A 13,365-nucleotide genomic window follows, 5' to 3' on the forward strand; every position below is an offset into this window, starting at 1 on the left:
CCCAAGGCCCAACAGTCCCCAACAGGCACACAGAGGCTGACAAGATACCCAATTTGACTTATAATTAGGGACACTGTGCTCAAATTCACAATTGAATGACCTTATCTTGGGCCCCCACCCCGGCAGAGGAGGTCTTTCTTATGCAGCATGTACCCAGCGAAACCCTGGCCATCGACCGCAAGAAGCGTCTGACCATTCCTTTCTTTGGCCTACCCACCCGCGACCCGACAGAGCGGGTCTGCGATTTCAACGACATCGTCATCCCCCTGGACCCCGAACGGGCGGAACTGGAAGCCTCGCGCTGCATCCACTGTCCTGACCCCGCACCCTGTATGCAAGGCTGCCCCGTGCACAACGACATTCCCTCGGCCATGTGGCTGATCGAGGTCGGAGAATACGAAGAGGCCGCCAAACTGTACCACGAGACCAGTTCCATGCCCGAAGTGTGCAGCCGGGTTTGCCCCCAGGAAGTGCTCTGTGAAGGGTCTTGCGTGCGCAACCACAACGACGAGCCGGTGCTTACGGGCATTCTGGAACGCTTCGCCGTGGATTACTACCGCGAGCAGCGGGACGGCAAAGTGGATGTGCCGGTTGGCGAGCCCACCGGCAAGCGCGTGGCCGTGGTCGGGGCGGGGCCAGCGGGTCTTTCCTGCGCCGAGCAGTTGCGCCGCATGGGGCACGAGGTGACCATTTTCGAAGCCAAACCCGGCCCCGGCGGCCTTTTGGTCTATGGCATTCCCAACTTCAAACTCCCCAAAGAGGTGGTCTTTGCCCGCGTGGACGACCTCAAGCGCGCCGGGGTGGAGTTCGTATTCAACACCACCATTGGCAAAGACAAGACCATCGACGACCTGTTCAACGAGGGCTTCGATGCTATGTTCATCGGCGTGGGCGCCAACATCGACGCCCAAATGAAAGCCGAGGGGGTGAAGACCCCCGGCGTGTACAACGCCAGCGAATACCTCATCCTGGGCAATGTGCCCGAAGAACTGCGCCCACCGGGGCTGCCTGAACCGCCCGAGATCAAGGGCAAGCGGGTCATCGTGGTAGGCGGTGGCGACACGGCAGCCGACTGCTTGCGCACCTCCATCCGCTTAGGCGCCAAGGAAGCTATCTGCGTGTACCGCCGCTCCGAGGCCGAGATGCCCGGCGGCGAGAAAGACCGCAAATGGGCCAAAGAAGAGGGCGCGAAATACATGTTCCTCACCCAGCCCGTGCGCTTCATCCCCGGCGAGGATGGCCGCCTGAAAGCGGTGGAATGCATCAAGATGAAATTGGGCGAACCCGACGAAAGCGGCCGCCGCCGCCCCATCCCCATCGAAGGCTCCAACTTCCTCATCGAAGCAGATATCGCCGTCCTGGCCATCGGTTACTGGCCGGACCCCACCATCGGCGAAAGCACCCCTGGGCTGAACACCCATGACTGGGGGCTGATCACCGCCGACCCCAAGACCGGAGCCACCACCCGCGAGGGCGTGTTCGCCGGCGGCGATGCCGTCACCGGCCCCGACCTGGTGGTCACCGCCGTGGCCGCCGGCCGACGGGCAGCCAAGGGCATCGACTTCTATCTGCGCACCGGCAAGATGCCCACCGCCGAGGAACTCAACACCGACCCGGAGACGCTGGTGTTGGTCTAACTTCATCCCCTGCCCACCCAGACCTGCCGGCTTTGCCAGGAGCCCGGCAGGTCTTTTTCTTTCCTTTGACTCGTTCTCTTCTTCCTTTAACACCCCAAAAAAATTCATGGTATAATTCGCTCTGACGCCCGCCCGCCATTGCTCTCTGGGCGCGGCGTTTTCTATGTTGTCAGCCAGGTAACCCCACTCTTTCAGGAAAACCCACCCATGGAAGCGACTTCCACGAACCTTGGGCATGTTCAATCGGTCGACATCACCGAAGAGATGCGCTCGGCCTATCTGGACTACGCCATGAGCGTCATCGTGGCCCGGGCGCTGCCCGACGCTCGCGATGGCCTCAAACCGGTCCAGCGGCGCATCCTCTACGCCATGCACGACATGGGCCTGCGGGCCAACAGCGCCTACAAAAAATCGGCCCGTATCGTCGGCGAGGTGCTGGGCAAGTACCACCCCCATGGCGACCAGGCCGTGTACGAGGCCATGGTGCGCATGGCCCAGGACTTCTCCATGCGCTACCCCCTGGTAGACGGCCAGGGCAACTTCGGCTCCATCGACGGCGACGCCCCGGCGGCCATGCGCTACACCGAAGCCCGCCTCAGTCATCTGGCCGAGGAGATGCTGGCCGACCTGGACAAAGACACCGTGGACTTCATCGACAACTTCGACGGCTCCCTCCAGGAGCCGGTGGTGCTCCCCTCGCGCATCCCCAACCTGCTGATGAACGGCGCGTCGGGGATCGCCGTGGGCATGGCAACGAACATCCCGCCCCACAACCTGCGCGAACTGGTGGACGCCCTGGTCTACCTCATCGACCGCTGGGACAACCTGGATGAGGTGGGGGTAGACGACCTGATGGCCTTCGTCAAAGGCCCCGACTTCCCCACAGGGGGTATCATCGTGGGCGCCGACGCCATCAAGCAGGCCTACACCTCCGGCCGGGGCAAGATCACCGTGCGCGGCGTGGCCCGCATCGAAGAGGGCAAGGGCGGGCGCTATCGCATCGTCATCACGCAGATTCCCTATCAGGTCAACAAGGCCTCGCTCATCGAGCGCATCGCCCACCTGGTGCGCACCGGGCGCATCGACGCCATCAGCGACCTGCGCGACGAATCGGACCGCCGGGGGATGAGCATCGTCATCGAACTCAAACGCGGCACCCAACCCCGCAAGGTGCTCAACCAACTCTACAAGCACACGCCTTTGCAGACCACCTTCGGCGTGCAGATGCTGGCTCTGGTGGAGGGCGAACCGCGCCTGCTTTCGCTCAAGCGGGCCATGGTGGTGTACATCGAGCACCGCCGCGAGGTCATCCGTCGGCGCTCGGCTTACGAACTGGACAAGGCCCGCAAGCGCGCCCACATCCTCGAAGGCTACCTCATCGCCCTGGCCAACCTGGACGCGGTCATCGAAACCATCCGTCGCTCCCCCGACGCCGAGACGGCCAAAGAACGCCTGATGGAACGCTTCCACCTCACCGAGGTTCAGGCCCAGGCCATCCTGGACATGCCACTGCGCCGCTTGGCCGCCCTGGAACGCCAGAAAATCGAGGACGAATACCGCAGCACCCAGGAACGCATCGCTTACCTGGAAGACCTGTTGGCCCACCCCAAGAAGGTGCTTCAGGTCATCCGGGAGGACCTGCTCGATGTGGCGGAACGCTACGGGGACGAGCGACGCACCAAAATCGCGGCGCAGGCCACCGGCGAGATCCGGGAAGAAGATCTGGTGCAGGACGAACCCGTGCTCATCAGCCTGACGCAAAAGGGCTACATCAAGCGCGTGCCCACCCGCACCTTCCGCGCCCAGGGCCGGGGCGGACGCGGCGTGATGGGACACACCACCCGCGACGAAGACGAGGTGATCCTGCTGCTCCCGGCGCGCACGCTATACACCGTGCTCTTCTTCACCGACCGGGGCAAGGTGTACTCGGTCAAAGCCTACCAGATTCCCGAAGCCGGTCGCACGGGGAAAGGCGTGCCCATTGTCCATCTGCTGCCCCTGCTGCCCGGTGAGCAGGTGACCGCCGCCGTGCCCGTGCCCGATTTCGCGGCCGCCGAATACTGCTTCATGACCACCCGGCGAGGCCGCGTCAAACGGGTGCGGCTGGAGGAGTTCGCCGCAGTGCGCCCCTCCGGCCTGATCGCCATCACCCTGGCCGACGACGATGCCTTAGGCTGGGTGCGGCTGACCAAAGGCGACGACGAGATCATCCTGGTCACCGAGCGCGGTCAGGCGCTGCGCTTCCACGAAAGCGAGGTCCGGCCCATGAGCCGCCAGGCCGCCGGAGTGACCGGCATCCGCCTGCACCCGGGCGACGCCCTGGCAGCCATGGAGGTCGTCGAACCCAAAGGCGACCTGCTGGTGGTCACCGCCCAGGGGTACGGCAAACGCACCCCATTGAGCGAATACCCGCGCAAGAGTCGCGCCACAGGCGGTGTGCGCACCATCGATGTCCACGCGCTGGACAAAATCGGCCCCATCGTGGCCGCCCGGGTGGTTCAGGAAGCCGACGACCTCACCCTCATCTCGGCCAACGGCGTGGTGCTGCGCACCAAAGTCAGGCAGATCAAACGCGCCGGTCGGGCCACGCGCGGCGTGCGGTTGATGAACCTGCAATCCGGCGACGCGGTGGCATCGGTCGCCCGTCTGGCCGCTCATTTGTTGAACAACCGAACCAAAGGCCCTCAGGCCGCCTGAAAGCTCCCCCCATCATCAAACAACGCCGCCCAGGCAGGCCGGGCGGCGTTTTACATTCTCCCCTGGTTTACAAAGGCAACCAGATGCGCTGCGTGACGAGCAGGCACACCGTGCCCAGCAGGAACATGCTGAAGAAAAACATCAACGCCAGCACGAAGCGTTGCACCGGCGTCATGCCCAGGGCATCTTGAGGCTGGGGCTCTTCGCTCAACTCCGGCGCTGTGGTGTCGTCCTGGAAAGTTCCGGCATCCGCATTGCGAAAGTCATCCAACATCATCGGCCTCCTGCTCTAAGTGTAGCCATTTTTGACAAAAAGTCAACTGAAGTTCGCCCATCGGACGCCAAACCGCGCCCCGGCCACACGATCAAAGGGAAAGGCTTGTGACGCTCATTCAACCCCGTGGGGCCTACGCCTCCTCCGCTATGGGGCGCAGGTGAGTCACCGTATCCCGGAGCACGCGCACCGCGCCCGAAGGGAGCCGCAGGCGCAAGGCGCCCTGGGAAGTGAGCCCTTCCACCACACCCTGTACCCATTCGCCGCCGGGCAGAGTGGCTTGCACCGGCTGGCCGCGATAAGCCAGCCGCGCCTCCCAGGCCTCCAGAAAGGCCTTGGTGGGCACCCTGGTCCGCCAGGCCAGCAAGGTCTCCAAAACAAACCGCAAAAACGCCCAGCGCGCCACCGGTCGGCCCACGGCATCGGCCACACAACCCGCAGGGAAGTCGAGCCAGGCCTCTGGCGGCACCGCCTGCGGTGCAAGGTTCACGCCAATCCCTAAGGCCACCGCCCGAGGCCGGTCGCCCTGCCACAGCGTCTCGGCCAACACCCCCGCCACCTTGCGTCCCTCGAGGAGCACATCGTTGGGCCACTTGAGCCGCGGGCGCACCCCCCATTGCCTTTCCAGCGCCAGGGCCACGGCCAACCCGCCCCAGACCGCCCACCGGGACAGCGCAGGCACCTCGTCCGGCAAAGGGCGCAAGAGCACGGTGAAGGCCAGGGCCGCGCCGGGCGGCGTATACCACCGACGCCCCAACCGGCCCCGGCCCTGGGTTTGCTCGTCGGCCAACACCAGACAACCGTCAGGCGCCCCGGCTTCGGCCCAGGTCAGCGCCACAGCGTTGGTCGAGCCCACGGCGGGGAAGTACCACCAAGCGCTCAGCGGCAGGCCTCGCAACGCCCAACGCAGATCCTCCGGCGGCGGAAACGGCGGCATCTCTTGCATGGACCACATTGTACCAGGCAAGCGCCGTAGAGGCGAAGGGTGGGGAGAAAAGCACTCCCTCCACCTCCCCCATGGTAGAATTCCCCCCATGAAACGCGGACATCTCCTGCTTGGCGTCGCCATCAGCGCGGGGTTCCTCTACCTGGCCCTGCGCGGCCTTCATCTGGACGAAGTGCTCGCTGCGCTGGGTCGGGCCAACTACTGGTGGCTGCTCCCCGGCGTGGCCGTGTACTTCGTGGGCGTGTGGGTGCGCGCCTGGCGATGGCACTATCTGCTGCGCCCGCTCAAGGCCATCCCCACGCGCACCATGTTCCCCATCGTGACCATCGGCTACATGGGCAACAACATCTACCCCGCCCGCGCCGGGGAAGTGCTCCGCGCCGTGGTGCTCAAGCGGCGCGAAGGCGTGCCCATCTCCGCCTCGCTGGTCACCATTTTGGTAGAGCGGGTGTACGACGGCGTGGTCATGCTCGGTTTCGTCTTCCTCAACCTGCCCCGGCTGGCTGCCCTCGGCGGCGACTCGGGCTTCGTGGGCAGCATCCGCGACTTGGCCCTCTGGGGCAGCGGTGCCTTCTTTGGGGTGCTGGCCCTCTTCCTGCTGGCGGCCATGTTCCCCCAACGGGCCGAGCAGGTGCTCCATGGGATGGCCCGACGCCTTCCCCAAGGGATCCGGGAAAAGACCCTCGGCCTGGGGTTGCGCTTCCTGCAAGGGCTGGAATCCCTGCGCTCGCCGCGGGAGGCCCTGATGGTCTTCGTCACCTCGGTGCTGATCTGGCTGTTGGAGACGGGCAAATACTGGTTCGTGATGCACGCCTTCCCTTTCCAGGTGGATTTCTTCACCCTGATGTTGATGAACGGCATCGTAAACCTGGCCACCACGCTACCCTCGGCGCCGGGGTATGTAGGGACCTTCGACACTCCGGGGATCGCCGTCTTGCGCGCGGCTGAGGTGGCGGGCGAGGTGGCGGCAGCCTACACGCTGGTATTGCACGCCGCCTTGTGGCTGCCCATTACCGCCCTGGGCGGCTACTACGCCCTGCGTGAGGGCATTCAGACCACCGGGTACGCGGAGGCAGCCGAATGAACATCGCCATCGTCGGCGCTGGCGTGGCCGGCATGAGTGCGGCCTATGACCTGCTTCGCGCCGGACATCAAGTGACCCTGTACGAAGCCGACGCCCAGGTGGGCGGGCTGGCCGGGGGATTCAAAGCCCCCCACTGGGACTGGTCCATGGAGAAGTTCTACCACCACTGGTTCGCTTCGGACCAGCACATCCTCGGGCTGATTCGGGAGTTGGGTTGGGAGGACAAGGTACGTTTCCCTCGACCGGTGACCGTGGTTTACCACCAGGGGAAGTTCTATCCTTTTGATTCGCCCTTTGCCGTGCTCCGCTACCCCGGCCTGCGCTGGCCCGACAAGGTGCGCTTCGGCCTGGTGGGGCTCTACCTGCGCCTCACCCCCCGCTGGCAACCTCTGGAACGCCACACGGCCCACGAGTGGCTGCGCCGCACCTTAGGCGAACGCGCCTATACGGCGCTCTGGGAGCCTCTGCTGGTGGGCAAGTTCGGGCGTCATTACCGCGAGGTGAACATGGCCTGGTTCTGGGCCCGCCTGCACGCCCGCACGCCGCGCTTAGGCACCTTCGAGGGCGGCTTTCAGGCCTTTTTGGACGCCTTTGCCGGGCGCCTGCGGCGGATGGGGGCGGAAATTCGCCTCCGAACCCCCGTGGAGCGCATCCTGCCGGAGCCCAAGGGGACCGGCCGCGGCCTGCAGGTCGTGCCCGCCCCGGCGTCAGGGGCCACGCCCCAAACCTACCACCAAGTGCTGGTCACCGTGTCCCCGGCGGGAATGGCCCACATGGCCCCAACCCTGCCCGCGGATTATCTGGAAGGCCTGCTTAAGCTGAGGAGCCTGGGGGCAGTGGTGCTCATCCTGGCCCTCAAACAGCGTCTCTCGCGCGAGGGGTACTACTGGTACAACATTCCCAAGGCCACTGGCTTCCCCTTCCTGGCCCTGGTGGAGCACACCAACTTCCTCTCCGCCGCCCACTTCGGCGGCGACCACATCGTGTACTGCGGCGATTATCTGGACCCCGAACACGAATACTTCCGCCTGAGCAAAGAGGAACTGTTGGAGCATTTTCTGCCCGCGCTGCAACGCATCAACCCCGACTTTCGGCCCGACTGGGTGCGGGGCGTCTGGCTGTTCCGCGCCAAGTACGCGCAGCCGGTGCCGCTGGTGAACCACTCACGCCACATCCCTGCCATCCGCACCCCCTTGCCGGGGCTGTATTTTGCCAGCATGTCCCAGGTCTATCCCTGGGACCGAGGGACCAACTTCGCGGTGGAAATCGGCCGCCGGGCCGCGCGGATGATGCTGGAAGACCACGGCGACTCCGCCGCGTAGCGTCCCCTGCGTCTCCCAGGCCTCAAAAACGAAAAAGGTGCCGGCGGGGGATCGGGGATCATGGTATACTCTTTTCAGCCTTTCTTGAGCAGCCCTGGAGGAAAGGATGTCCCAGAAGACGTTACTCCAAGACCCGGAATTTCAACAGGCCTTGGAACAACTTATCGCCGAGAAAATCGCGCACTTCGTGCGGCAGAACGAACTGCGGGCGCGGGAACTTGCGCTCATAGAGCGGGTCGTTCGAGTAGAAGAGGAGCTCAAAGCACTCCGAGAAATTGAGCAAGCCCGCTTTGAGGCCATAGAGAAGCGTTTCGAGGCCTCAGAAAAACGCTTCGAGAGCCTTCAGCGCGAGATGATCGCCCGCTTTGAAGCCATGGACCAACGCTTTGAAGCCTCGGAAAAACGCTTTGAAGCCTCGGAAAAACGCTTCGAAAGCCTCCAGCGGGAGATGAACGCCCGCTTCGAGAGCCTCCAACGCGAAATGAACGCCCGTTTCGAGGCTGTGGACAAGCGCCTTGGGATGATGCAGTGGACGATGGGGGTGGGCTTCACCGTGATCACGGTGCTCATCACGCTGAGCAATTTCCTGCTGCGGTAGCGGGGGAAACTTGAGGCTTCCAAGAGCGCAAAGGGCCGGTTCAATCTGCGTAAGGGCCACTCCATCCGACTCACGACGCAACGACTCACGGACATACGATTCCCTCTTCACACCCCCAAAAACCGCCTGTGTTGCAGTTCCCACAGGCGGCGGTAGAGGCCGCCCTGGGCCAGCAAGGACGCATGGGTGCCCCGCTCGACGATGCGCCCGTGGTCGAGCACCAGAATCTCGTCCAGGCGGTCCATCGCCAGCAGGCGGTGGGTGATCCAGATCGTGGTGCGGCCCTCCATCGCCACGAACAGGGCCTCCAGCACCTGCTGCTCGGTTACCGGGTCGAGGTGGGCGGTAGGTTCGTCCAGCAGCAGGATGGGCGCGTCCTTGAGCAGCGCGCGGGCGATGGCGATACGCTGGCGTTCCCCGCCCGATAGGCGCATCCCCTGCTCGCCGATGTAGGTGTCGTATCCCTGGGGCAGGCGCAGGATGACCTCATGGATGCGGGCGCGGCGGGCCGCGGCTTCGATTTCCTCCTGGGTGGCGTCGGGTTTGGCCAAGCGCAGGTTCTCCCACACCGTGGCGTTGAACAAATAGGTTTGCTGCGACACCACGGCAAAGTGCGCTCGCACTTCGTCGGGATCCAAAGCCTTGAGGCTTATCCCGCCCAAACGAATCTCCCCCTGCTCATAATCCCAAAAGCGAAGCAGCAGGTTAGCGATGGTGGTCTTGCCCGCACCGCTGGGGCCGACGATGCCGATGGCCGCGCCCTGGGGCACGCGCAGCGATACCCCGCGCAAGGCCGGTTGGTCGCTGCCGGGGTAGGTGAAGGTGAGGTCACGGATGTCGAGGGCGGGGGGCAACGCCCTCGCTCCTCCCCCCTCGCTCCCCCTTTCCCTTTCCCTGGGGGAAAGGGAAGGGGGGAAGGCCGCGTCGCGCGGCAGCGGGGCAGCGGACAGGGGAGAGGGGTGAGGGCCCACATCCACCACCTCAAAGAGACGAGCGGCAGCGGTGCGCACGCTCTCCCACATCTGGGCCGCCGCGGGCAGGGGAGTAGCGGCCTCGAAGGCGGCCAGGGTGAGCAACCCTAAAGCGCCCAGCATCACTCCCCCGATGCGCCCCTCGCGCACCAGGGGGATGCTCAGCACCACCACGCCCCACAAGGCCAGGTCGGCCAGCAGGCCGCTCAGGCCGGTATGGGCCGCGCTGAGCAAGGCTAAGCGGCGCTGGGCGCGGGCGTAGGCCTCGTCCACCTGGGCGATGCGCTCCCCGTGGGCCGCTGCCCGGTCGTAGGCCAACAGGTCGGCCAAGCCCTGAATGCCGCCCACCAGCAGGGCGCTGAGTTGGCCGCGCAGGGCGACCAACCGCTGCCCCGACCCCCGGCTGAGGTGACGCACCACCCAGGGCAACAGCGCCCCGGCGGTGACAAAGGCCACTAAAGCCACCACAGCCAATTGCGGGCCATAGGCGGCTAGAAAAAGCCCCACGCCCAGGGCGGTCAACCCGGCCACCAGCACCGGCGCCACCACCCGCACATACAGGTTTTCCAACGTCTCCACATCGCCCACCACGCGGGCCAGCAGGTCCCCGGCACGATAAGTCATCAGCCGGGCCGGGGCCAGAGGCTCGATGCGGCGGTAGAACCACACCCGCAGCCGGGCCAGCAGCAAAAAGGTCACATTGTGAGAGACCAACCGCTCGGCGTAGCGGAACACCGCCCGGCTAATGCCGAAAAAGCGCACGCCCACGATGGCCACCTGCAATGCGGCCAAATCAGGGTGCAGGGCAGCCATGGCGATCAACCAGGCCGAAGTGCCCATCAAGGACACATTGGCCCCGATGGTGAAGGCGCCCAGGAGCACCGAGAGAGCAACCCAGCCTTCATACCCGCGCAGGAAGCCCAACAACCGCCTCAGGATGGGCCCTTTCCCCTGGGGTTCGGCATCGGGCCCAGGGGGTCCGACCTGGGCGGGCCCCAGGGGGATATCTCCTCTCTCCCCACTCTTCTCCCCACCCTTGCCAAGGGAGGGAAGGGGATGCCCGGCGAAGACGGGCGGGAGTGGGGTGAGACTCGTAGCCGTCACCATGTGGGCATACAGCCCCTTACGGGCCAACAGTTCCTCATGGGTACCCTGCTCTCCCACACGGCCTTGGTCCAAAACCACAATGCGCGTAGCATCGCGCACGGTGTGCAGCCGGTGGGCGATGACGACCACGGTGCGTCCTTCCATCAAGCGGCGGGTGCTGGCTTCCAGTTGAGCTTCGGTCTCTGGRTCRAGGTGSGAGGTSGGYTCRTCRAGGATGAGNAAAGGGNGCRTCCTTGAGAAARGCRCGGGCCARAGCCAGGCGCTGRGCCTGACCGCCGCTGAGGCGCGAACCGGCCTCGCCGATGGGGGTCTGCAGGCCCTGAGGCAGGGTGYGGACGAAATCCTCCAGGTGRGCGGCCYGCAGGGCGCGGTGCAGTTCSGCRGGGGTAGCATCGGGCTTGCCCAGRCGCAGGTTGGCYTCCAGCGTGTCGTGGAAGAGGTGRGGCYGCTGGGGCACCCAGGCMAGGCGGTCGGGGGGCGGGGGGSCTTCTACCACAGTACCGTCGGCGTAGTGGGTGCGGATRCAGCCTTCGGTAGGCTGCAAAAAGCCCAGCAACAGGCCCACCAGGGTGCTCTTGCCTGCACCGCTGGGGCCCACCAGGGCCAGGCGCTCACCAGCGGCGATGCGCAGGCTGACCTCACGCAGGGCAGGCCGAGGCTCACCGGGATAGGTGAAGGTGACCCGATCCAGTTCCACGGCCACGATGGGGGCCTGGGGCGCGGCGGGGCGCTGCGCGGGGCGCAGGGGTTGCGCGTCCAGAATCTCAAAGATACGCCGGGCCGCCGTGACGCCATCCATCCCCGCGTGGAAACGCAGCCCTAACAGACGGAAGGGCAGGTAGAATTCGGGTGCCAGGATGAGCACAAAGAAGGCGCTCTGAAAGGCCATCTTGGCGTAGAGCAGGCGCAGGCCCACCTCAACGGCGACGATGGCCGTGCTGATGGTGGCCAGCAGTTCCAGGGCAAAGGCCGAGAGGAAGGTGAGCCGCAGCACGCCTAAGGTGGCCCGGCGGTAGCGGTCGCTCACCTCGGCGATGGTGTCGGCGTAGTCCTTGGAGCGTCCCAGAAGTTTGAGGGTGGTCAGCCCCTGCAGGGTGTCGAGGAAATGCGCCGAGAGGCGGCTCAGGGTGAGGTACTGACGGCGGGTGACGGCCTCGGCTCCCTTGCCGATGAGCACCATGAAGAAGGGAATAAGCGGGGCGGTGAGCAACATGACCGCGCCCGAAAGCGCATCATGGGAGAAAACGAAGAAGAGGATGGTCAGGGGGATGAGGGCGGTGACCACCACCTGGGGCAGGTACTGGCTGAAGTAAGCGTCCAGGGCTTCGATGCCTTCCACGGCGGTGGCGGTGAGTTCACCAGTGCGCTGCCCACGGGTGTAGAGAGGGCCGAGGGCCTGCAGGTGGGCGAAGAGACGGCGACGCAGGTCGCTCTTCACCCGCACCGCAATGGCTTTGGCACCGATCTCGTGCAGGCCGCCGAGCGAGGCGCGCGCCAGCATAAGGAGCAACAAACGGCGCAGCAGGGGCCACACCTGGGCAAGGTCGGCCCCACCGAGGAAGACGGCATCCACAATGCGGCTGAGCACCCAGGCCTGGGCAATCGTCAACACCCCGGCGAGCCAGATGGTGCCGATAGTGAAGGCAAAGGTACGGCCTGTGCCGCGGGCTAAGGCAATCAGACGACGGTGCATGGGAACAGGAACCAAAAAAGGGGGGTGAAGGGTCCCCCCCCCACCCCCGAAGATGGTCTCCTGAGCTTAGTAGACCATTTTCTCACCGGTGACGCGGCCCCGAAAGATCCAATAGGTCCAGGCCACGTATGCCAGCACGAACGGCAAGAAGATGAGGGAGACAATGGTCATTACCTTCAGAGTATAAGGTGACGATGCAGCGTTGTAGATGGTTAGGCTGTACTCCGGCTTGATGGTGGAGATGAGAAGGCGCGGGTAAAGCCCGGCAAACACCATAATGGTGGCGAGGGCGATGGTCAGCGCACCGCTGAGGAAAGCCCTGCCAAAGGCTCCCTGCTTGACGAAAACGCCAACCAGGACGAGCAGCAACGCCGCAATGGCCGCGGGAATCAGGCCACCGCTGGTCAGAATATCGGTGGCAAAGAAGGCCCAGAGCACGAAGACCACCGTGGCGATTAGGGCGACCACCCAAGCCTTGAAAGCCGTCTCCTTCGCCCGGGCTTCCACGTCCCCTGTCGTGCGCAACGCCAAATAATTGGCCCCATGCATGACAAAAAGGGCAACAAAGGTGATCCCTGCCCACAGAGCGAAGGGGTTGAGCAAGGGCAACAGGCCACCCCAATAGTTCATATTCTCATCAATGGCCATCCCGCGCATCAGGTTACCCACCACAGCACCCCAAAGCACCGCCGCTCCCAGGGAGCCAATGAAGATCATCCAATCCCAAGTAGTGCGCCATCGGGCTTCAGGGTTCTTACTGCGGAACTCAAAGGCCACACCGCGCAAGATCAGGAAAATGAGCATCAAGGTCAACACCAGATAGGCACCGCTGAACAGAGTCGCATATACCTGAGGAAAAGCGGCAAACATCGCGCCACCGGCGGTGATCAGCCACACCTCATTACTGTCCCACACCGGGCCAATGGTATTGATGATCACCCGCCGCTCCTCGTCCTTCTTGCCCAGGAAGGGCAGCAACATACCTACACCGTAGTCAAACCCCTCCAGGACAAAGAAGCCGATGAACAAAACCGTA

The 13,365-nt window shown here is 64.6% G+C and carries 9 protein-coding genes and 1 pseudogene; 5 read left to right on the plus strand and 5 right to left on the minus strand.

The window, feature by feature from the left end:
- The first annotated feature begins 140 nt into the window (after positions 1-140).
- Both G4O04_01350 and gyrA read left to right on the plus strand, forming a co-directional pair.
- Entirely contained in the window at positions 141-1,637 is a 1,497-nt protein-coding gene (locus G4O04_01350) for an NAD(P)-dependent oxidoreductase (protein HEY57186.1), read from the plus strand.
- Positions 1,638-1,844: 207 nt separating this feature from the next.
- Positions 1,845-4,334, plus strand: a complete 2,490-nt coding sequence (gene gyrA / locus G4O04_01355) for a DNA gyrase subunit A (protein HEY57187.1) — start codon at positions 1,845-1,847, stop codon at positions 4,332-4,334.
- 67 nt (positions 4,335-4,401) lie between these two features.
- On the opposite strand, the gene G4O04_01360 is transcribed toward gyrA, so the two are convergent.
- Positions 4,402-4,611: a hypothetical protein gene (locus tag G4O04_01360; protein HEY57188.1), complete on the minus strand. Its 210-nt coding sequence runs from the start codon at positions 4,609-4,611 to the stop codon at positions 4,402-4,404.
- Between the two features lie 130 nt (positions 4,612-4,741).
- On the minus strand, positions 4,742-5,554 hold the full coding sequence (locus G4O04_01365; protein ID HEY57189.1) for a biotin--[acetyl-CoA-carboxylase] ligase: 813 nt from the start codon (positions 5,552-5,554) through the stop codon (positions 4,742-4,744).
- Positions 5,555-5,642: 88 nt separating this feature from the next.
- On the opposite strand from G4O04_01365, the gene G4O04_01370 reads away from it, so the two are divergent.
- From G4O04_01370 to G4O04_01380, 3 genes are all read left to right on the plus strand, one after another.
- Positions 5,643-6,638 carry a flippase-like domain-containing protein gene (locus G4O04_01370; GenBank protein HEY57190.1) on the plus strand — a complete coding sequence of 332 codons (996 nt, stop codon included), beginning with the start codon at positions 5,643-5,645 and terminating at the stop codon, positions 6,636-6,638.
- On the plus strand, positions 6,635-7,960 hold the full coding sequence (locus G4O04_01375; protein HEY57191.1) for an NAD(P)/FAD-dependent oxidoreductase: 1,326 nt from the start codon (positions 6,635-6,637) through the stop codon (positions 7,958-7,960). The genes G4O04_01370 and G4O04_01375 overlap by 4 nt, the downstream gene beginning before the upstream one ends.
- Before the next feature lie 106 nt (positions 7,961-8,066).
- Positions 8,067-8,558, plus strand: a complete 492-nt coding sequence (locus G4O04_01380; GenBank protein HEY57192.1) for a hypothetical protein — start codon at positions 8,067-8,069, stop codon at positions 8,556-8,558.
- Between the two features lie 107 nt (positions 8,559-8,665).
- On the opposite strand, the gene cydC is transcribed toward G4O04_01380, so the two are convergent.
- From cydC to cydB, 3 genes and pseudogenes are all read right to left on the minus strand, one after another.
- Complete coding sequence (cydC, locus tag G4O04_01385; protein ID HEY57193.1) at positions 8,666-10,636, minus strand: thiol reductant ABC exporter subunit CydC; 1,971 nt, start codon at positions 10,634-10,636, stop codon at positions 8,666-8,668.
- Between the two features lie 34 nt (positions 10,637-10,670).
- Positions 10,671-12,329: pseudogene (cydD, locus tag G4O04_01390) on the minus strand (thiol reductant ABC exporter subunit CydD).
- A 66-nt stretch (positions 12,330-12,395) separates the two neighbouring features.
- The coding region (cydB, locus tag G4O04_01395) for a cytochrome d ubiquinol oxidase subunit II (protein ID HEY57194.1) at positions 12,396-13,365 on the minus strand (970 nt) is incomplete at its 5' end.

The organism is Anaerolineae bacterium (assembly GCA_011176535.1).
Lineage (GTDB): Bacteria > Chloroflexota > Anaerolineae > Anaerolineales > DRMV01 > DUEP01.

Coding starts and splice junctions, on each gene's coding strand:
- gyrA (HEY57187.1), top strand. CDS start 1,845: ATGGAAGCGACTTCCACGAACCTTGGGCATGTTCAATCGGTCGACATC.
- G4O04_01360 (HEY57188.1), bottom strand. CDS start 4,611: ATGATGTTGGATGACTTTCGCAATGCGGATGCCGGAACTTTCCAGGAC.
- G4O04_01350 (HEY57186.1), top strand. CDS start 141: ATGCAGCATGTACCCAGCGAAACCCTGGCCATCGACCGCAAGAAGCGT.
- G4O04_01365 (HEY57189.1), bottom strand. CDS start 5,554: ATGCAAGAGATGCCGCCGTTTCCGCCGCCGGAGGATCTGCGTTGGGCG.
- G4O04_01380 (HEY57192.1), top strand. CDS start 8,067: ATGTCCCAGAAGACGTTACTCCAAGACCCGGAATTTCAACAGGCCTTG.
- G4O04_01370 (HEY57190.1), top strand. CDS start 5,643: ATGAAACGCGGACATCTCCTGCTTGGCGTCGCCATCAGCGCGGGGTTC.
- cydC (HEY57193.1), bottom strand. CDS start 10,636: ATGGTGACGGCTACGAGTCTCACCCCACTCCCGCCCGTCTTCGCCGGG.
- G4O04_01375 (HEY57191.1), top strand. CDS start 6,635: ATGAACATCGCCATCGTCGGCGCTGGCGTGGCCGGCATGAGTGCGGCC.